Genomic DNA, 19,956 nt, shown 5'->3' with positions numbered 1-19,956 from the left:
AGCGTGTTGGGACCGAACATCGGCATGTTCCGCCAGCGGACCGTGCTCGACGTGCTGCGCCCCCGGACCGCGCAGGAGGTGCGGGACATCGTCGCCGGGGCCGACGGCGTGTCGTTCCACGTGTTCAGCACGGGGCGCAACTGGGGCCTGGGTTCCCGCGAGCCCGCCCGGGACGACGTGGTCGCGCTCGACCTCGGGGCGCTGGAGGAGATCCGCGCCGTCGACGTCGAGCAGGGCTGGGCCGTGGTCGAGCCGGGCGTGACGCAGGCCCGGCTCGCCGAGCGGCTGGCCGGGACCGACCGGATCGTCAACATCACCGCGTCGTCGGCGCACACCAGCGTCGTGGGCAACATCCTCGACCGCGGCGTCGGGCTGCGCAGGCCCCGGGTCGACGACCTGATCGGGCTCGAGGTCGTGCTGCCGGACGGGGAACTGGTGCACGTCGGCTGGTGGCCCGACGGCGGGCCGCCCTACGCCGCGGGCCTGGGCCCCTCGCTGCTGCACGCGTTCGTGCAGTCGAACCTCGGGGTGGTGACGGCGGCCGTGGTGCGGCTGCCGCCGCGCCCGGAGGCGGTGCGGGTGGTGTGGCTGCAGTTCGCCCCGCACGACCTGTCCCCCGCGGTCGGGGTGCTCCGGCGCTGGGTGCGGCAGGGCCTGGCCAAGAACTCGCTGCGGGTCTACAACCCGGCGGCCTCGGTCGCGTACCGGGGCCGCCCCGGCGAGTACCTGGTGCACGTGTGCGTGGACGGGACGGCGCGCGCGGTCGACGCGCTCAGCGCCATCGTCGTGGACGATGCGCGGGAGTCGGGTCTGTTCACCGCGGTGTGGGACTCGGGCACCCCGGACCTCGCGGAGCCGGACCGGGAGCTGGCCCGGCTGGTGGACCTGGAGTACGTGGGTGAGCCCGACCCGGGCGACCACCTGCTGTCGGCGAAGATCGGCCACCCCGTCGAGCAGGCGGACGAGAAGGCGGGGCTGGTGTTCTTCCTGCCGGTGGTGCCGATCTCCGGCGCCGCGGTCCAGCGCTCCGAGCGGCTGCTCCAGCGGATGCACGAGGACACCGGGGTCCGCTACGGCGCGACGTACTTCACCCTCGACACCGATCTCGCCCTGGCGATCATCGCGCTCAGGTTCGAGCGGACCGAGGAGGAGGCCGAACGCGCGCACCGGGCGCTCGACTCGCTGTACGAGTCGTTCGCCGCGGCGGGCTTCACGATGTGCCGGATCGACGTGGACCACGCGGAGTGGGCCGACAAGCTCGGCCCCGACGCCGCGGGCAGGCGGCTCGTGCGCCGGATCAAGGACCTGCTCGACCCCGACGGGGTGCTCGCGCCGGGTCGCTACCACTGATCCGCCGCGCGGGAGGGGAGGGCCGCGGTGCGACCGCCACCGCGGTCGTCCCCGTCCACCCCCGCGCGGCGAACCAGACGCCGACCTGCACGCGGGAGCGCAGGCCCAGCTTGCGCAGGATGTGGTCGACGTGGACGTCGACGGTGCGCGGTGAGATCAACAGCTCCGCGGCGATCTCCTTGTTCGTCCGGCCGTGGGCCAGGCGCTCCGCCACGTCCATCTGGCGCCGGGTCAGCGGGCCGGGGTCCCGGGCCGCCCCGCCCGCCAGGAACTCCGCCGCGCGCTGCGGCGAGGTGCTGTTCGCGACCCCCACCTCGTACGCCGCGGTGAAGCGTTCGGCTCCCAGCAGGCGCCGCAGCACCTCCGAGCACCTGCGGTGGGCGGGGGGCAGCAGCGGGTTGCCGCGCCGCGGGGCGCCCCCCATCCGCTCCCACAGGCGTTCGGCCAGGCCGAGGATGCCCGCCGCGCGCGCGTGGTCCCCGGTGACCACCGCGACGTCGGCCAGCGTCTCGGCGATGAGGACGAGGCACACGGGGTCGTCGAACTCGGCCGCGATCCGCACGCACTCCGCCGCGTGGCCCCGGGTCGCGTCCGCGTCCCCGAGCACCCACGCGCTGATCGCCAGCACGCAGTGCCCGTACGAGCGGTGCCACAGCTCGCCGCAGCCGAGGGAGAAGTCGATGACGCGCTGGGCGTGTTCCCCGGCTCGCCGGGCGTCACCGCGGGCCAGCGCGACCAGTGCGGGACCGAGGTCGGGTGGGTGCGCGTGCCGGTCGGGGCGCTGCACCCGGTCGCGCCACAGGGCGCTTTCCCGGTGCGCCACCTCCGCGCGCTCGAGGTCGCCCGCGTGCAGCGCCGCCACGCCCTCGCCCGCCAGTGCCCGCGACAGCAGCTCGGCGTCCCCGGTCCGGCGCGCGACCAGGACCCCCTGCTCCGCCAGCCGCAGCGAGGTCTCCCGGTCGCCGAGCGTGGCCGCCGCGCAGGCGGCGGAGGCGAGCAGCTCGGCGCGCAGGCCCTGCGGCAGGTCGTCCCGGGCCAGCGCCCGGTCGAACCACCGCCGCCCCTCGTCGAGCAGGCCGCAGGCCGCCCAGTACCGGTCCAGCCGCGCCGCGAGGCGGGCGCCCGCCTGCCCGGTGGCGGGGTCGCCGAGCCCGAACTCCAATGCAGCCCGCAGGTTGGCGTGCTCGCGCCGCAGCCGGGCGGTGATCGCGGTCTGCTCGGCGCTGAGCCAGCCCTCGCCTGCGGACTCGGCGAGGTCGAGGTAGTACCGGAGGTGGCGGGTACAGAACTCCCCGGTCCGGCCGGATCGCCCGAGCCTGTCCCGGCCGTACCGGCGGGTCGTCCCCAGCATGCGGTAGTAGGTCGAGCGGTCGTCCCGCTCGCGGCACACGACGGACTTGTCGACCAGGCCCGCCAGCGCGACCAGCACGCCCCCGGCCCCGATGGGCTCGCCCGCGCACACGGCCTCGGCGGCGGCCAGGCCGAAATCGCCCTCGAACACCGACAGCCGAGCCCAGAGCGCCCGCTCCTGCGGCGAGCACAGGCCGAAGCTCCAGTCCACGGCGGCCTCCAGCGTCCGGTGCCGGTCGGGTCTGGACCTGCCTGCCCTGGGCGGCAGCCCGCGCCCGCCCTCGATCCGCTCCAGCAGGTCGGTCAGCGACAGCACGCGCAGCCACGCGGTCGCCAGCTCGATGGCGAGCGGCATCCCGTCGAGCAGCGCGCAGAGGCGCACCACCGCGTCCCGGTTGGCGTCGGTCACCGCGAAGCCCGGCGCCGCCGCCGCGGCCCGGTCGGCGAACAGCGCCACGGCGTCGGCCGGGCCGGTCAGCTCGCCGTCGGCCACCACGGGCACCGGCAGCGGGCCGATCGGGACGACCGCCTCCCCGTCGACGCCCAGCACGTGGCGGCTCGTCGCCAGGACCCGCACCCCGGGTGCGCGGGTCAGGACCTTCTCCACGAGCTCCGCGCACGCCTGCGCCAGGTGCTCGCAGCCGTCCAGGACCAGCAGCAGCGACGTGTCCGCGAGGAACGCCGCGACCTGCTCGGCCGCGTCCCGCGAGACGTCCTCGATGCCGAGTTCCGCGGCCACCGCCGTGGCGGGCGAAGCGGGCGTGGACTCCAGTGGGACGGTTCGGCTGCCGTCGGCGAACGCGCCGCGCTGCCGGGCGGCGGTGTGCAGGGCCAGCCGGGTCTTCCCCGCACCCCCCGGCCCGGAAATGGTCACCAACCGGTTGTCGGCGAGTGCCGCGCAGATCGAGGCGATCTCGTCATTTCGACCGACGAAGCTCGTCAATCCGGCCGACTGCCAATCGGCGACCTCGCCGGAAAAGCCGCGACCGACACCGGGCGGAATTGTCGAGGCCGAGTCGAGTTGTTCCGGACTCGATTTCCCGCACACTGCGCGCGCCATGCCCACTCTCCTGGTCCACGCGTGCAACCCGGGGGAATCATAGGTCAACGCGCACCGGATTCGGCGTGCGCGGCGCGAGAATCAGCCGAGCGGTTCAGCTCTTTTTCACCCGGCAACCGGAAAGGCACGTCGGCTTCACCTGGGGTGGCGGTCGCCGCGCCGTCCGGGTGCGGGCGCCGGTCACCCGGTCCCGTCACCGGTGCTCAGCCGCCCGGGCGCGTACGAGGCGACCCAGGTGCCGATCTGGACGCGTGAGGTGAACCCGAGTTTGCGCAGGATGTGGTCGACGTGGGCCTCGACGGTGCGGGGCGAGATGGACAGGACCTCGGCGATCTCCCGGCTGGTCCTGCCCCGCGCCACCCACACCGCCACGTCCATCTCGCGCGCGGTGAGCGGGCCCGTGTCCTGCTCGCCCCGGTCGAGCTGCTCCAGCAGGAACTCCGCCGCGAGGTCGAGGGAAGCGCCCTTGGCCGTCCCCAGGTCGAACGCGGCCGTGAACGCCTCGTCCCCCATCGAGGCGCGCAGCTCGGCCTTGCGGGCCCGGTGCGGCTCCACGAAGGCCGCGCCGCCGGTCAGCAGCGACCCGCCGACCGCGAGCCACACCCGTTCCACCAGCCCGAGGACGCAGGCGGCGCGGGCGCGTTCCCCGGCGGCCAGCGCCACCTCGGCCAGCATCTGCGCCTGGAAGGCGACGAGCTTGCCGTCGTCGAACCCCGCCGCGAGGCGCACGCACTCGGCCGCGTGCTCGTACGCGCCCGCGAGGTCGCCCTGCTTCCACCTGGCGAGCGCCATCGTGTGGTGGGCCCGGGCCTTCCCCCACAGCTCACCGCGCTCCGACAGGTGCGCGAGGCAGAGCGCGGCCAGCTCCTCACCCCGCGCCGGGTCGCCCAGCAGCACGGCCACCATGCCGCTCGCGTGGTACGGCGGGTACAGCCGCGCGCCGGAGCCGTCGATCTGGAAGTAGGCGGCGATGCTCTCGTCGAAGCAGGCCCCCGCGCGCTCGAGCTGCCCGGTGACCACGGCCGCGGTCCCCAGCCCGTACAGGGCGAACGCGAGCAGCTCGGGGTCGCCCGTCCGCCTGGCCAGCGCCACGCCCCGGTGCCCCGCCTCGAGCGCCGCGGGGTGGTCCCCCAGCACCGCGGCCGCGTAGGCGCTCTCCCAGAGGGCGTGGACCACCACCTCGTCCGGCAGGTCCTCCAGCGCGAGCACCCGGGTGAGCCACTGCCTGCCCTCGCCGACGAAACCGCAGTTCATCCAGAAGAAGTGCAGGCGGACGGCGAGCCACGCCGCGTCCGGCACCGGGTCGGCGGGGTCGAGGCCGAACTGCAGCGCAGCGCGGATGTTGGCGTGCTCGCGCCGCACCCGCGCCATGTACACCAACTGCCGGGGCCCGTGCCAGTCCTCGGCGATCGCCTCGGCGACCGCCCGGAAGTGGCGGCAGTGCCGGACCCGGAACCGCTGCACCTGCCCGGACTCCACGAGCCGGTCGTGCCCGTACTGGCAGATCGTCTCGAGCATGCGGTACCGGGCGGCGCCGTCGTGCTCGTCCCGCGTGATGAGCGACTTGTCCACCAGTTCGGCGATGGTGGGCAGCACGTCGTCCGGGGCGATCCCGTCACCCGAGCACACCGCTTCGGCGGCCGCCAGGGAAAAACCGCCCCGGAAGACGGAGAGCCGCGCCCACAGCGCTCGCGCCACCGGCGAGCAGAGCCGGTGGCTCCAGTCGATCGTGGCGGGCAGGGTGCGGTGCCGCGGGTGCCGGGAGCCACCGCCGCGGGCGGGCAGGCCGAACCCCTTGTCGATGCGCTGCGCCAGGTCCGGCAGGGACAGCACGCTCAGCCACGCGGCGGCCAGCTCGATCGCCAGCGGTATCCCGTCGAGCTGTTCGCAGAGGCGGGCGACGACCTCGCGGTCCGCCCGCCCCACCTCGAACCCCGGCGACGCCGTCGCCGCCCGGTCGGTGAACAGCGTGACGGCGTCCGCGTCACCGACCCAGGCTCCCGCGCGCAGCCGCGGCACCGGCAGCGACCGCACCGGCAGCAGGCGCTCGCCCTCGACGCCCAGCACGTGCCTGCTCGTCAGCAGGACGCGCACGCCGGGCGCGGCGGCCAGCACCCTGCCCGCGAACTCCGCGCACGCGTCGACGAGGTGCTCGCAGTTGTCCATGAGCAGCAGCAACGACTTGTCCCGCAGGTGGGCGAGGACGTTGTCGGCGGCGTCCTCCGGCACGTCGCGCAGGCCCAGTTCGGCGGCCACCTCCTGGGCCAGGAGGGCCGGGTCCGCCAGCGAGTCCAGGGCGACCGCGCACACGCCGTCGGGGAACGACGGCCCCGCGGCGGCCGCCACGCGCAGGGCGAGCCGCGTCTTCCCCACACCCCCCGGGCCGAACAGGGTCACCAGCCGGTTCCCGGAAAGCAGTTCCACCGCCTGGTCGATCTCGCGACGTCGACCGACAAAGCTCGTCAGCTCGGTTGTCCGCAAATTGCCGCACTCCCTGAAAGCGCTGCACCGGTGATGAAATTGTGGAGCTGCCGGGCCGTCAACCGGTAAGCTACGAAAGAGAATGCCCGCCGTCAAGCGGGTGCGATGTGCGGATTCCCACGCGCGAACTCCCACATCGGCGGTGTTCACCTCCTTTCACTTCCCCGCCCCGATTCGTTCATTCGGCCGTCGCGAACCCGGACCGCCGGGCGGGAGCCCTCCCCGGAACGGACCCCGGCCCCGAGCCCGTGGTGGGCTCGGGGCCGGGCAGGCGGTCTCGGGGCCTAGCGGCCCGCCACCGCGGCGGGTGGGGCGAGGCGGGCGGCGGAGGTGCCCAGGCCGGTCGGGCCGTGCAGGCTCGCCACGACCGTCGGGCCCGAGGTGGACACGGCGCCGGTCACCGGGCCCGCCGCTGCCGCCGCCGCGCCCGGGGAGGCGGGGCCGAACTGGCGGAGGAGGTCCTCCTCGCGGTAGCGGCGGCAGTCCTCGTGCCAGATGAGGATGCCTGCGATCCAGTGCTTGAGCTCCTCGGCGTAGTGCAGCAGCATCGCCTGGGCGTCGGCGTCGAGGTCGTAGTCGGTGAACAGGGCGGGGAGTTCGACCTCGATGACGTGCAGGAACTGGTCCAGGCGGTCGGCGAGCATCCGGCCGACGACGTCGACGGCGCGTTCCAGGTCGGTGTCGAGGAAGTGCTCGACCACCCGGATGAGGTTGTGCACCTCGCCCTCGAACTGGATCTCCTTCTGGTAGGAGTAGATGTCGTTGATCATCCAGGCGACGTCGGCGGCGGAGTTCTCCAGGGCCTGCACCGGGCGGGTCCGGTAGATGTGGGCGGGGACCACCTGGCCGTGGCCGATCCGCGACAGGGCCATGGTCAGGTCCGAGCCGAAGGTCTTGCGGCGCATCTCGATGTAGTCCACCGGGTCCGGGATGCGGTTGAGGTGCATGTTCTCCAGCTCCCACAACCAGCTCTCGGTCATGACCACGATCGTCCGCCGGAACGTCTCCCTGGCCTCCAGGCTCATCGGGGCCGACGTGCGCTGCCACAGGTCGACCAGCGACCGCTCCAGCGCGCTCACCGGCACGATGCCCGGCGTCCCGTCGACCGACATGCACTCGGCCAGGCGGGCGGTGGTGACCTTGGCGGCGGTCATGTCCGGGGTGCGGCCGAACACGACCGGGTACAGGTCGTCGCCGTAGGTGCCCCAGGCCAGCCAGCCGGAGGTGATGTCGAGCTGCTCGGCGCTCGCGTCCGGGTGGATGCCCGCCGCGCACAGCGGGAGGTCGTAGTCGCGGATCTTCTCCTCGGTCCACACGCCCTCGTGCGCCGGGCCGCCGGGCACCGGCTCGAAGATGCCCATCCGCGCGGCCCACTCGACCACGTTCTCCCTGGCCTGGGCCAGGTGCGGGCTCAGGGTGGTGCCGAACGGGAGGTCGATCGGGGGCTTGCGGATGGCGCCGACCGGGCGGAACGGGACGTTCGAGTGCTGCCGGGCGCGCACGGCCAGCGACTCCAGCAGCGCCGGGACCAGCCGGGCGGCGGAGGTGCCCAGGCCCGAGGGGCCGAACGGGAACGGCGACCGGGTCGCCTGGGCGTTCTTGTTCATGTAGCGGCTGGAGCGCATGTGCCACTCGTGGCCGCCGGACTGCCAGTCCTGCAGGCCCTTGACGTAGGCGAGGACCTTCAGCCTGCCCTCGGGGTCGACGCCGTGCTCGTCGAACAGCGGCTGCAACTCCGTCAGCGTGGTGTGCTCGAACTGGTGCAGCCGGGAGGTCAGCAGGTCGTTGACGGCGTCGGCGGCCTCCTGGGTGCTGATGTCGAGGAACTTCTCGAACACCAGCACACCGTTGCTCAGCTCGCCCTCGTCGTGGACCTCGCGCTCGTAGGAGAACAGGTCGTTGCGCAGGTGCACCGCGTCGGAGAAGGTGTCGCGCAGCACGTGCATGGGCCGGGAGGCGGCGATGACGTGCGGGACCTCGGCGCCCGCCGCGTGCTCGACCAGGTTGGCCGACCAGGGGGCGCCACCGACCTTGCGGCGCATCTCGATGTACTCGATCGGGTTGGACAGGCGCCCCTCGTTGATGTTCGCCAGTTCCCACAGCGACTCGTCGAGCAGGGCCTTGGTGCTGTCGACGAACCGGCGCCGCCAGTCGGCGGTCATGGTGGGGACGGTGCGCACCCACAGGTCGGCCAGGCCCGCCTCCACCGGGTTGGTCGGGACCTCGGTGATCGCGCCCTCGACCGGCATGAACAGCGGCAACCGGTCCAGGTAGGCGCGGGCGCCCGCCATGTCGTGGGTGCGCTTGAACAGCTCCAGGAAGTGGTCGTCGAAGTAGAAGACCCAGACGTACCAGTCGGTCACCAGGTCGAGTTCCGGGCCGGGGCAGTCCGGGTGGGTGTAGGCGCAGAGCAGGGCGTAGTCGTGGGAGTCGAAGTCGTGTTCGTCCCAGATGACCGTCCCCTCCTGCGGGACGTCGATCATGTCCATCTCGTACGCCCAGGCCTTGCTGTGCACCCGGGCGCCGTCGAGGTCGGGGTTCAGGCGCGCGGGGTACGGCATGTAGAACTCGGGCAGCTCGAACGGCTGCATACGGCACCCGACCTCTCTCGTGCGGTGGCCCGTGGGCCGAGGGCTTCGCGTGCAGACAACCAACCCGCGCGCCCCACGCCAAGATCTTCTGCGGCTTTCCACTCGTTCGGGCAACAGAACACGCTGCGTGATCACGTGAGCGGGAGCGGCGCACCCGCGGCTGCTCGATCAAGGGGTCGCGGCGCTCGGGGTGGGCCGGGTCCGCGCTTTGCCGGATCGGCAATGATCTTTGCCAGGTGCCCGGATCGGGGGCAGGCTGGTGCCATGCACAACCACGAGGCGCACGGCCACCACGACTACTCCCACGAGGCGATGGGCGACATCCTGGAGCAGGAGGGGGCGCTGCACCGCGGCTTCAACGCCGACGCCGCCGCCTGGCTCCGCGGTCTGCCCACCGTGCCGGTCGCCCGGGTCGTCGACGCGGGCAGCGGGCCGGGGCTGGCCGCCTGCGTGCTCGCCGAGACCTTCCCCGACGCCGAGGTCATCGCCGTCGACGCCCAGGACGGGCTGTTGGCCAGGGCCACCGCCCGCGCCGAGCGCCTGGGCCTGGGCGCCCGCTTCCGCACCCACCGCGCCGAATTCCCTGGCGGCCTCGACGGCCTGGAGCCGGTGGACCTGGCCTGGTCCAGCCGGGCCCTGCACCACGTCGGCGACCAGCAGGCCGCGGTGGACGCCCTGGCCGCCACCCTGCGCCCCGGTGGCGTCCTGGCCGTCGTCGAGGGCGGCCTGCCACCGCGCTGCCTGCCCCGCGACCTCGGCCTGGGCACCCCCGGCCTGGAGGCGAGGGTGGACGCCGCGGCCCAGGACTGGTTCAGCCACATGCGCACCGACCTGCCCGAGGCGACGACCGCGGTCGAGGACTGGACCGGCATGATCGCCAAGGCGGGCCTGGCCCCGGCGGGCACGAAGACCTTCCTGGCCGACCTGCCCGCCCCCCTGTCCGCGGAGGACCGCCGGGGTGTCCACACCCGCCTCACCATGGCCAGGGACCAACTGGCAGACGCCCTGCTCCCCGATGACAAGGCCACCCTGGAGACCCTGCTCGACCCCGACTCCCCGCACGGCGTCCTGCACCGCCGGGACGTCTTCTTCCTGCACGCCCTGACCGTCCACACCGGACGCAAGGAGTAGGTCAGCCGAGGCAGAACTCGTTGCCCTCCGGGTCGGCCAGCACCACGTGGTGGCCGTCGAAGTCCGCCAACCGCCGAGCCCCCAACCCCTCGACCCGCTCGGCGGCGGCGCGGATCCGAGCCCACCGCTCCTCCGGCGCCCCCGTCCCGGCGACCCGGAAGTCCAGGTGCAGCCGGACCTTCCCCACCTTCGGCTCCTTCACCTGCTGGAAGAAGATCCGCGGCCCCACCCCCTCCGGGTCGTGCAGCCACGCCCCGTCGTCGGCGTCGTCGGCCGGGTCCTCGGGGAAGCTCGCCACCCACTCCGCCCGCGTCGCGAACGGCGCGGGAGGGGGTTCGTCCTCGTACCCGAACGCCGCCTTGTAGAACGCGGCCAGCGGTGTCGGGTGCGCACAGTCGAGCGTCAGATCGATCCGGATCGCCATGCGGGCACGCTGGCGCCGACCCCCGACAATTCCCGGCGGTCAGAACCACGTCCGCATGACACCGGCGCCCAGGAACAGCATGAGGACCGCCGCGCCGATGATCGTGGCGCCCTTCCAGCGGCGCGGGATCTCCCAGGAGGAGGTGAACGGCCGCCGGGCCAGGGCCACGACGCCGAAGGCGGGGAGCCAGGCGATCATCGACAGGATGCTGGCGTAGATGCCCGCGAAGTACCCGATGTACATCGCTTCCGCGTCCAGGCCGGGGAAGGTGACCAGGCCGATCGCGCCCAGGACGGTCGCGGTCACCGTGTGGGCGCCCTGGCGCTGCTGCGGGATCTCGTCCCAGAACATGACCAGGACGCCGATGTAGACCATGGCGAGCCCGCCGGGGAGCCAGCCGACGATCGTGTCGAGCACCGGGACGGTGCCCACCGCCTCGCTCAGGGCGGGGGCGAGGACGAACCAGAACAGCGGGAACAGGGCGATCCAGCCCACGACCGCGGCGATCACCAGGGCCACCCGGGTGCCCGATTCCGCCTCGCGCGGCGGGCGTGCGGCATACGCCGCGGCCGCGGTGGTCGTTCCCTTGTGCCGGTTGCGTTTGCGGTTGTTGCGCTTCTTCTGGCTCGCCATGGCGGCAACCCTACAAACCGGACACCCGGGCCCGGACCGGTGCCCGCGGATCGGGCGGGCACCGGTCCCGATCACCGGTCACCCAGCGGCCACGACGATCTTGCCGATCATCGCCGAGCCCTCGACCGCCTCGTGGGCCGCGCGCAGGTTCTCCGGGGTGATGGGGGTGAGCTTCCTGGTCATCGTGGTCCGCAGCACCCCCGCGTCGACCAGTCGCGCCGTTTCGTCGAGGAGGTCGCGCTGGGCGGTGCTCTCCGGGTCGAACAGCGGGCGGGTGAACATCAGCTCCCAGGTCCAGGTCTGGCTCTTGGACTTGAGCGGCAGGGTGTCGAGGCCCTCGGGTTCGTCGATCGCCACGACGTGGCCGTGGATGGCCATGACCTCCGCGTAGGTCTCCACGTTGCCCTCGGAGAACGGGGAGAAGACCCAGTTCACGCCGGACACCTGCTCGCGCAGCTCGCGGTGGTCCACCACGCGGTGGGCGCCGAGGGAGAGGGCCCACTCGCGGGATTCCGGGCGGGAGGCGGTGGCGATGACGGTCACGCCGGTGAGCTTGCGGGCGAGCTGGACGACCATCGAGCCGACGCCGCCCGCGCCCGCCACCACGAGCAGGGTGCCGGTGCTGTCGGCGGTGAGGCCCATGCGCTCGAAGAGGGTTTCCCAGGCGGTGATGGTGGTGAGCGGGAGCGCGGCGGCCTCGGCGAAGTCGAGGGTGGTCGGCTTGTGGCCGACGATCCGCTCGTCGACGACCTGGTGGGTGGCGTTGGAGCCGGGGCGGGCGGGGGAACCGGCGTAGTAGACCTCGTCGCCGACCCGGAAGGCGGTGACGTCGGGGCCGACCGCGGTGACCACGCCCGCGGCGTCGAAGCCCAGGACCCGGGGGCCGCCGTCGAAGGACGTCCTGACCTTGACGTCGGCCGGGTTGACCGAGACGGCCCGGACCTCGACCAGCAGGTCGTGCGGTTCCAGGGCGGGCAGGTCCAGGTCGATCTCGACGAACGAGGTCTCGGCCCCGACGGGGCCGGGAGCGGTGGCGGCGATGGCGCGGGCGGTGGTCGGTGTGCTCATATGGCAAAGGTAGAACGCGGGTACCAGTTACCCGCAACGGTCACTAGTAACCTTGGGAAACCATCGTGGTCAGCACCCGTCCCCGCCTGTCCCCGTCCGGCCCGCACGACGCCTACTCCGCCGCCTGCCCCTGCCGGGGCCTGCTCGACCTGCTCGCCGACAAGTGGAGCGCGCTCGCCCTCTGCGCCCTGGCGGATGGGCCGATGCGCTTCGGTGAGCTGCGCCGCAGGCTGGAGGGGATCAGCGCGAAGGTCCTCACCACCGTGCTGCGGCGGCTGGAGGACGCCGAACTGCTCACCCGCACCGTCTACCCGGAGGTGCCGCTGCACGTCGAGTACGAGCTGACCGACCTCGGCCACGACGCCCGCGTGCCGCTCGCTGCGCTGCGCACCTGGGTCGAGGACAACATCGAGCGGTTTCCCGCGGGCGGGTGAAACGCATTCCCCGGAGCGCCGTATAAAGGGAAGTGAATCCGTCGGGGGTGGGACGCGCGAATACGCGGGGACCACCCGAACAATTCGACCGAATCATTTCCAACCGGTCAATCAAGAATCACGGGGATCAGATGCGCAAACCGGACAGGTCGAGCGTGCTCGCGGTGGCCGTGGCCGCCGCCCTGCTGCTGGGCGGCTGCACCTCCGGCACCGGCACGGGCACCGCGGGCGGCGGGCAGGCGGCGGACGCGACCGCGCGGGCCGCGGCGGCGGCCGAGGTGGTGGTGGCGCCCACGGCCGGTGAGCAGGTCGCACCGACGACGCCGATCGTCGTGACCGCGAAGCAGGGCACCCTGGACGCGGTCACCGTGACGAACGCGAAGAAGGCGACCCAGGTCAAGGGCGCGCTGTCGGCCGACCGGAAGACCTGGACCTCCGCCGAACCCCTGGGCTACGCCTCGACCTACCAGGTCAAGGCGACCGCGGTGGACGCCGATGGCCGGAAAGTCGACCGGACGGCCGACGTGACGACCCTGTCGCCGAAGGCGCAGGTCTACCCGTCGTTCATCCCGGCGCCGAGCACCACCGACATCGGCGTCGGGCAGCCGCTGGTGGTGAAGTTCGACCAGGACATCACCGACAAGGCCGCCGCCGAGAAGGCGCTCACCGTCACCTCGACCCCGGCGCAGACCGGCGGCTGGTACTGGCTGTCCAAGCGGGAGGCGCACTACCGGCCCAAGGAGTACTGGCAGGCCGGGACGACGATCACACTCCACGCCGGGATCTACGGCGTGGACCTCGGCGGCGGCGTGTACGGGCAGACCGACCGCGACCTGACCCTGAAGGTGCACGACTCGTGGGTGGCCAAGGCCGACGGCGCCACCGAGAAGATGGACATCTTCCAGAACGGTTCCCTGGTCAAGTCGATGCCGATCAGCATGGGCAAGGACGCCACCCCGACGCACCTGGGCGCGCACGTCATCTCGGACAAGAAGCAGAAGTACACGATGGACTCCTGCACCTACGGGGTGTGCCCGCCGGACCCGAAGGCGTACCGGTCGGACGAGAACTTCGCCCTGCGGATCTCCAACGACGGCGAGTTCGTCCACGAGAACCCCAACAGCGTCGGCTCGCAGGGCAGCGCCAACGTCAGCCACGGCTGCATCAACCTCAACGCCGCCAACGCCTCCTGGTTCTTCGACCACTTCAACCTGGGTGACGTCGTCGAGGTGGCCAACTCCGGCGGCCCGCAGCTACCGGTCTACGACACCTACGGCGACTGGGCCGTGCCGTGGGACGCCTGGGTGGCCGGTTCCGCCGTCAAGTGAGCGGTCCGCGGTCAGGGGCGGGTCAGCGGGTGGTGGGACGTCTTGCGCTTTTGTGGCTGGGGTCACCGCACACTCGGGTGCGGTGACCCCGGCGAGCACAGGAGCGCACACGATGACCCGAACCGACACCCCGGCCCCCACGCTGTTCGTCCTGTTCGGCGGCACCGGTGACCTGGCCAGGCGCAAGCTGTTCCCCGGCCTCTACCGCCTGCACCGCCGGGGGCTGATACCCGGCGGCTTCCGGGTGGTCGGCTCCGGCCGCACCTCCCCCGGCACCGACGAGGAGTACCGGTCGCTGCTGGAGGACTGGGTCCGCAAGTTCGCCGGTGACGACTTCGACGACGACGCCTGGGCCCGGTTCTCGGCCAACGTCACCTTCCGCACCTCGACGGCGGCCGACGGGGAGGCGCTCGCGGAACGGGTGCGACAGGCGCGCGCCGAACTGGGACCGGGGACCGAGACCGTGCTGTACCTGTCGGTGCCGCCGACCACCACCGAACCGATGGTGTCCATGCTGGGTCGCACCGGCCTGGCCGAGGGCGCGCGGCTGGTGCTGGAGAAGCCGTTCGGCAGCGACCTGCCCTCGGCGCGGTCGCTCAACGCCGCGCTGCACGAGGTGTTCCCGGAGGAGCGGCTGTTCCGGATCGACCACTTCCTGGGCAAGGAGGCGGTGCAGAACATCCTGGCGTTCCGCTTCGCCAACGGCGTGTTCGAACCGCTGTGGAACCGCGACCGGATCGCCTACGTGCAGGTCGACGTGCCGGAGCTGATCGGCATCGAGGGCCGCGCGGCGTTCATGGAGTCGACCGGCACGTTCCGCGACATGGTGTGCACCCACCTGTTCCAGGTGCTCGGCTTCCTCGCGATGGAACCACCCGCGGCGCTGACCGCCGACGCGCTGCGCGCGGAGAAGCGCAAGGTGTTCGACGCCCTGCGCCCCATCGCCACCGACGACGTGGTCTTCGGCCAGTACGACGGCTACCGCGACGAGGACGGCGTGGCCGAGGACTCCGCGGTGGAGACGTTCGTGGCGCTGCGGGTGTGGGTGGACAACCCGCGCTGGCGGGGCGTGCCGTTCCTGCTGCGCACCGGCAAGGCGATGGCCGAGTCGCGGCGGACGATCACCCTCGGGCTGCACGAGCCGCCCGCGCGGCTGTTCGGGTCGGCGGAGGTGCCCAACGAGATCGTGTTCGACCTGTCGGACGACGCCCGGGTGCGGGTGGAGTTCCGGGTGAAGCAGCCGGGGCCCGCGCTGCGGGTGGGGCAGGCGCAGTTGAGCTTGGACGTGGCCGAGGCGTTCCCGGGGAATCAGGCGTTGGAGGCTTACGAGCGGTTGCTGCTGGATGTGCTGAACGACGACCAGACGTTGTTCACGACTGCCTCGGAGGTTGAGCGGTTGTGGGCGTTGGGGGATCCGGTGTTGGCGGGGAGGCCGGAGGTGCACCGGTACGCCCGGGGGTCTTGGGGGCCGGAGGCGGCTGTTGCGCTGCCGGGTGGGCGGGGGTGGCGGCTGCCTGAGTGATATCCCGACGTTGGGGATGACTGGTGCTCGAAGGGATCCGCTTGCCGTGTCTTGCAAGCCCGGTCGTTTGTTGGTGGTGCCCGGGTGGGTGGATCTGCTCGGCCGTGTTGGTTTAAGAGATCAGTTCAGAATGAGGTGGCGTGTCGGCTTTGCTGTCACAGCAGGGTGTTTCATGATCGTGTCGTGCGTGAGGAAGTGGTGACCGATGAGTTGTGGGCCCGTCTGGAGCCGCTGATCCCGGTGCCTCCGAGGCGCTTCAAGCACCCCGGACGCAAGCGGGTCGAGGACCGGGCGGTGATCGAGGGCATCCTGTACTCGGTGCGTGTCGGGATCGGGTGGAACCGGTTGCCCGCCGGGTTGTTCGGGGCGTCGGGGGCGACGTGTTGGCGGCGGTTGGCCGAGTGGCAGGAGGCCGGGGTCTGGCAGCGGCTGCACGAGACGCTGCTCGCCGAGCTGCGGGCCGCGGGGATGTTGGACCTGTCCGCCGCGTTGGTCGACTCCACGCACCTGCGCGCCCTCAAAGGGGGGAGCACGTCGGGCCCAGCCCGGTCGACCGGGGCAAGCTCGGCTCCAAGCACCACCTGATCACCGACGCCCACGGCACCCCGCTCGCGGTCACCCTGACCGGCGGAAACCGCAACGACGTCACCCAACTGATCCCGCTGATCGACGCGATCCCACCGATCCGCAGCGTGGTCGGCAAGCCCAAGCAGCGGCCGAGGCGGCTCTACGCCGACCGCGGCTACGACCACGACAAGTACCGGCGCCTCGTCCGCGCCCGCGGGATCACCCCGCACATCGCCCGCCGGGGCGTCGCCCACGGCTCCGGTCTCGGCGTCAAACGCTGGCCGGTCGAACGCACCTTCGCCTGGCTCAAGAACTTCCGACGACTCCGCATCCGCACCGAACGCCGCGCCGATGTCCATCAAGCCATCCTGTCACTGGCCTGCTCGATCATCTGCCTCCGCAAACTCATTCTGAACTGACTTCTAACAGCCCGGGATTTTGTCGCTGGTGCCCGGGTGGGTGGATCCGCTTGGGCGGGGCCCCTACGCCGATCATGCGCCCAGTGTGACCGAGTGGGGCGAAAAGATGCCCCACAGCCCAAGCAGGCTTGCACATGATCGGCACCCCCACCCAAGCAAATCCACCCACCCGGGCATTTTCGTAGCCGGGCCGGCGGTTATTGGGATGATCGGCTTTCGCTGCGCCGCTGGGGTTCGGCGTGGCTGGCCGCCAGACCGGCGGTTGGCGCAATGGCTGGCGCAGCGGCCAGCGGCTGTGCCCTGAGGGGTTCGGGGTGGCCCGGGGGCTGCGGCGTGGTTGGCCGCTGCGCTGGTGGGGTGACTGGGGGCCGGGCAGGTTTTCAGGCGGGGTGCGCCCGTGGTGTTCGAGGTGGCCTGCGGCCGGGCAGGCGGTTTCGGGGGTGGCCGACTGGCGCCTGGGGTTGCGTTCCTGGTCAACTGCCGGACTGGGCGCCTGATGGGGCGTCGGTGGGGGCCGGGCGGGGTGGGGTGAGGTCGCAGGGGACGGCTGCCCAGACGGTTTTGCCCTCGTGGGAGGGGGTTGCGCCCCAGCCGAGGGAGAGGCTTTCCACCAGGAACATGCCCCGGCCGGTCACCGCCTCGATGTCCTTGGGCATGACCACCGGGAGCACCGGGCTGTGGTCGTCGACCTCCACCCGCAGGACGTCCGGTTGCGCTGTGCGGCCGATGCGCACACCCCGGACTCCCCCTCCGTGCTCTCGGGCGTTGGCGAGGAATTCGCCGCACACCAGGTGCAGTACGTCGAGCCGATCGGGGCCGAGGTCTGCCAGCCGCCGGGTCAGCTCGCGCCGCAGGTCCGAGGCCGGGGGCACCCCGGGTGCCTCGACCCCCAGGACGACCTCCGCCATCGCCGGTCCCCCGTCGGCCCCTGGCTCGTCCGGGCCGTCCACCACCGTGCCACCTCCGTCCGCGCTCGCATCCGCACGGGCGCTCGCAGCCTGAGTACCCCGGTGCCGGTCGGGTGTCACGCCCCACACCGCGAAATCGCTTTCACGTCACCCGCACCGCCGTGGGGGCGGGTGTGGTGGGGGCGCGTGAGTTCCCACGATCGGGGGTACTTGACGGGCATGACTTCCGACCACCGGGATCGTCGCCCCTCGCACGACGACCTCACCGCCGGGTTGTGCGGGTACCTGCAACTCGTCGCCGACCTCGTCGGGGCCGACCACCGGGCGGGCACCACCGACGTCGGGTCGGTGGCCGCCGCGCTGCTGCCGCTGCCGCACCGGCTGAGCTGGTTCCCCGAGCGGGCGCTGGCGCTGGGCTGGGACGAGGAGCACGGGTGGTCCGCCCAGCTCGCGGGTGCGGACGGCGTCGACCAGCTCCCGGTGTCCTACCTCGGGGTGGACGCGCTCCCCACGCCCAGGGTGGTCGCCTGGTTCCTCAAGGACCTGCTGGCCGGGGGCGACCCCGGGTCGCCGTTCCCGCCCGCGATGCGCGACCGCGGCGAGCGCGACGACTTGGAGGAGCGCCTCAGCGCCTACGCCACCCACTCGGACCACTGAGGCAGGCCACCGGCGGCCAGACCGGCGAAGCCCCACCCGGACCGGCACCGAGCACCGGACACAGCGGGTACCGAGGTGGTGCGCACAGGCGCGGCGGGTATAAGGGCGACATGAGGCTCGGTGTCATCGATGTCGGTTCCAACGCCGCCCAACTGCTCGTCGTGGACGCGCGGCCGGGGTCGGCGCCACTGGCGTCGTACGCGTTCAAGCGGCCCACGGTGCTCGGCGCGGAGATCGGCCGGGACGGCACGATGTCGGCCGAGGGCGTGCGCCGGGTGGTGCGGGCGACCGCCGCGGTGGTCTCCAGGGCGCGGTCGCTGGACGTCGCCGAGCTGTACGTCTTCGCCACCTCGGCGGTGCGCGACGCGGCCAACCGGGACGTGATCGTGCGGGCCGTCGAGACCGCGACCGGGTTGCGCCCGCAGTTCCTCTCCGGTGAGGACGAGGCCCGGCTGACCTACCACGCCGCGCACCGCTGGTACGGCTGGTCGGCGGGCAGGCTGCTGCTGCTCGACATCGGCGGCGGGTCGATGGAGATCGTCCTGGGCCGCGACGCCGAGCCGGAGCTGGCCATGTCGCTGCCGCTGGGGGCCGGGCGGATGACCCGCCGGTTCCTGACCGAGGACCCGCCCACGGAGCGGCAGATGCGCAAGCTGACCCGGCACGTCCGCGAGGGCCTGCGCGAGGCGGTGGAACGGCTGCGCTGGGAGGGCGCGTTCGACCGGGCGATCGCCACATCCAAGACGTTCAAGCAGCTGGCCCGGCTCGCCGGGGCACCGCCGCAGAGCGCCGGGCCGTTCGCCAAGCGCGAGCTGGGCGTCGCCGACCTCGACCACTGGCTGCCGGAGCTGGCCGCGATGACCACCGCGGAACGGGCCGGGCTGCGCGGGGTCTCACCCGCGCGGGCCGGGCAGATCGTGGCCGGGGCCGTGGTCGCCAGGACGACCATGACCGCGCTGGGCGTGACCAGCGTCGACATCTGCCCGTGGGCGCTGCGCGAGGGGATCATGCTGCACCAGTTGCAGACCGCCCTGTCCCCCACCGACCCGATGGCGCTGCGCACCGTCCGCCCCATGGCGGACGGCGAGACCTGGCAGCGGACCTAGAGCCTGTCCTCATCAAAGCAGGCCACCACCCCGCCAGCCCGGCGGCCCGGCACGCCGAGCCGTCAGCGGCACAGCGGCCGACCACCCTGCCAACCGGCGGCCCGGCTACGCCAATGCCCGGGTGGGTGGATGTGCTTGGGTGGGGGAAGCGATCATGTGCAAGCCTGCTTGGGCTGTGGGGCATCTCTTCAGCCCCACTCGGTCACACTGGGCGCATGATCGCTGTAGGGGCCCCGCCCGAGCAGATCCACCCACCCGGGCACGCCCCCAAAAATCTCGGTCTTTAAGGCTAGACGTGGCCTAGGCGGTCGTGCCGAGGACGTCTTCGAGGGCGTCGGCGACGGTGAGGGTGGAGTCGAGCATCGTCAGCGCGAGTGCGCGCCGGGCCGGGCCGGTGGCGACCACGGTGAACGGCAGCGCGGCCTCCTCGGCCTCGTTGCGCGCCACGACCAGCGCCGAGAGCCCCGCCGATCCGAGGAACCCGACCCCGCTGAGGTTGGCGACCACGCCCTCGACGGCGGGCGCCTTGGTGGCCTCGGTCAGCGCCTCGGACAACTGGGTCACCGTGGCCAGGTCGACATCACCCACGGCGTGCACGACCACCGTCGGGCCGATCTGCTCGCGGTGCACGGTCAACAGCGGGCTCGTCACCAATGAGGTCCTCTCGTACTGGTTCCGGCGCTCCCCGCACCGCGTGGGACCGGGCTACCCCGCACCCGGCCCCGACAAACCCCCGGACGCGGAACCGGCATCCATAACCCGGGGCTATGACCCGTTGGGATGGGCGCGGGCCGGTGCGGTCGGGGATGCTCTGAGGACCCTGCACCACTCGACGGAGTTCCCCGGCAGCCGCCGAGGGCTCCGGGCGCCGGACCCGCCCCCGAGGGTGGTCCCGGTTCAGGGCCGGACACGCGCCCACGCCCTGCG

The 19,956-nt window shown here is 72.6% G+C and carries 16 protein-coding genes; 8 read left to right on the top strand and 8 right to left on the bottom strand.

Annotated features, from left to right (window positions below):
• The first annotated feature begins 3 nt into the window (after window positions 1–3).
• Window positions 4–1,350: an FAD-binding oxidoreductase gene (locus tag L6E12_RS31825; protein ID WP_236231624.1), complete on the top strand. Its 1,347-nt coding sequence runs from the start codon at window positions 4–6 to the stop codon at window positions 1,348–1,350.
• On the opposite strand, the gene L6E12_RS31820 is transcribed toward L6E12_RS31825, so the two are convergent.
• The 3 genes from L6E12_RS31820 to L6E12_RS31810 form a co-directional block, all read right to left on the bottom strand.
• Window positions 1,298–3,643, bottom strand: a complete 2,346-nt coding sequence (locus L6E12_RS31820) for a LuxR C-terminal-related transcriptional regulator (protein WP_236231623.1) — start codon at window positions 3,641–3,643, stop codon at window positions 1,298–1,300. The two genes, L6E12_RS31825 and L6E12_RS31820, sit on opposite strands and share 53 nt — an antisense overlap.
• 297 nt (window positions 3,644–3,940) lie before the next feature.
• A complete protein-coding gene (locus L6E12_RS31815) occupies window positions 3,941–6,184 on the bottom strand; it encodes a LuxR C-terminal-related transcriptional regulator (protein ID WP_236231622.1) in 2,244 nt (747 codons plus the stop codon).
• Window positions 6,185–6,525: 341 nt separating this feature from the next.
• Window positions 6,526–8,832: a germacradienol/geosmin synthase gene (locus tag L6E12_RS31810; protein ID WP_236231621.1), complete on the bottom strand. Its 2,307-nt coding sequence runs from the start codon at window positions 8,830–8,832 to the stop codon at window positions 6,526–6,528.
• 264 nt (window positions 8,833–9,096) lie between these two features.
• Between L6E12_RS31810 and L6E12_RS31805 the strand changes: the two genes are divergently transcribed.
• The gene (locus L6E12_RS31805) at window positions 9,097–9,963 is read left to right on the top strand and encodes a trans-aconitate 2-methyltransferase (RefSeq protein WP_236231620.1); all 867 of its coding nucleotides are present in this window, start codon (window positions 9,097–9,099) and stop codon (window positions 9,961–9,963) included.
• Between the two features lies 1 nt (window position 9,964).
• Here L6E12_RS31805 and L6E12_RS31800 read toward each other — a convergent pair whose 3' ends face one another.
• From L6E12_RS31800 to L6E12_RS31790, 3 genes are all read right to left on the bottom strand, one after another.
• Window positions 9,965–10,387, bottom strand: a complete 423-nt coding sequence (locus L6E12_RS31800) for a VOC family protein (protein WP_236231619.1) — start codon at window positions 10,385–10,387, stop codon at window positions 9,965–9,967.
• Between the two features lie 39 nt (window positions 10,388–10,426).
• Entirely contained in the window at window positions 10,427–11,020 is a 594-nt protein-coding gene (locus L6E12_RS31795) for a hypothetical protein (RefSeq protein ID WP_236231618.1), read from the bottom strand.
• Window positions 11,021–11,098: 78 nt separating this feature from the next.
• Window positions 11,099–12,088 carry a zinc-binding alcohol dehydrogenase family protein gene (locus L6E12_RS31790; RefSeq protein ID WP_236231617.1) on the bottom strand — a complete coding sequence of 330 codons (990 nt, stop codon included), beginning with the start codon at window positions 12,086–12,088 and terminating at the stop codon, window positions 11,099–11,101.
• 65 nt (window positions 12,089–12,153) lie between these two features.
• On the opposite strand from L6E12_RS31790, the gene L6E12_RS31785 reads away from it, so the two are divergent.
• From L6E12_RS31785 to L6E12_RS31770, 4 genes are all read left to right on the top strand, one after another.
• Window positions 12,154–12,522, top strand: coding sequence for a helix-turn-helix domain-containing protein (locus L6E12_RS31785; protein WP_236231616.1), 369 nt, complete (start codon window positions 12,154–12,156; stop codon window positions 12,520–12,522).
• A gap of 131 nt (window positions 12,523–12,653) precedes the next feature.
• A complete protein-coding gene (locus L6E12_RS31780) occupies window positions 12,654–13,850 on the top strand; it encodes an Ig-like domain-containing protein (RefSeq protein WP_236231615.1) in 1,197 nt (398 codons plus the stop codon).
• 112 nt (window positions 13,851–13,962) lie between these two features.
• Window positions 13,963–15,372: a glucose-6-phosphate dehydrogenase gene (zwf, locus tag L6E12_RS31775; protein ID WP_236231614.1), complete on the top strand. Its 1,410-nt coding sequence runs from the start codon at window positions 13,963–13,965 to the stop codon at window positions 15,370–15,372.
• Window positions 15,373–15,555: 183 nt separating this feature from the next.
• Window positions 15,556–16,358 (top strand): IS5 family transposase gene (locus L6E12_RS31770; protein WP_236231613.1). Its coding sequence is split into 2 segments (ribosomal slippage): window positions 15,556–15,892 and window positions 15,892–16,358, totalling 804 coding nucleotides; the frame shifts between segments, so codons are not numbered across the junction.
• 473 nt (window positions 16,359–16,831) lie between these two features.
• Here L6E12_RS31770 and L6E12_RS31765 read toward each other — a convergent pair.
• Window positions 16,832–17,308, bottom strand: coding sequence for an ATP-binding protein (locus tag L6E12_RS31765; RefSeq protein WP_236231612.1), 477 nt, complete (start codon window positions 17,306–17,308; stop codon window positions 16,832–16,834).
• Between the two features lie 177 nt (window positions 17,309–17,485).
• On the opposite strand from L6E12_RS31765, the gene L6E12_RS31760 reads away from it, so the two are divergent.
• Complete coding sequence (locus L6E12_RS31760) at window positions 17,486–17,923, top strand: DUF6292 family protein (RefSeq protein WP_236231611.1); 438 nt, start codon at window positions 17,486–17,488, stop codon at window positions 17,921–17,923.
• 110 nt (window positions 17,924–18,033) lie between these two features.
• Window positions 18,034–19,029 carry a Ppx/GppA phosphatase family protein gene (locus L6E12_RS31755; protein WP_236231610.1) on the top strand — a complete coding sequence of 332 codons (996 nt, stop codon included), beginning with the start codon at window positions 18,034–18,036 and terminating at the stop codon, window positions 19,027–19,029.
• A gap of 300 nt (window positions 19,030–19,329) precedes the next feature.
• Here the strand turns inward: L6E12_RS31755 and L6E12_RS31750 are convergent, their stop codons facing one another.
• Window positions 19,330–19,680: an STAS domain-containing protein gene (locus L6E12_RS31750; protein ID WP_236231609.1), complete on the bottom strand. Its 351-nt coding sequence runs from the start codon at window positions 19,678–19,680 to the stop codon at window positions 19,330–19,332.
• Window positions 19,681–19,956 lie beyond the last annotated feature (276 nt).

The sequence above is a fragment of the Actinokineospora sp. PR83 genome (assembly GCF_021056305.1).
Lineage (GTDB): Bacteria > Actinomycetota > Actinomycetes > Mycobacteriales > Pseudonocardiaceae > Actinokineospora > Actinokineospora spheciospongiae.
Note: the sequence above shows the minus strand (reverse complement) of the source record. Positions and strands in the feature narration are given on the sequence as shown.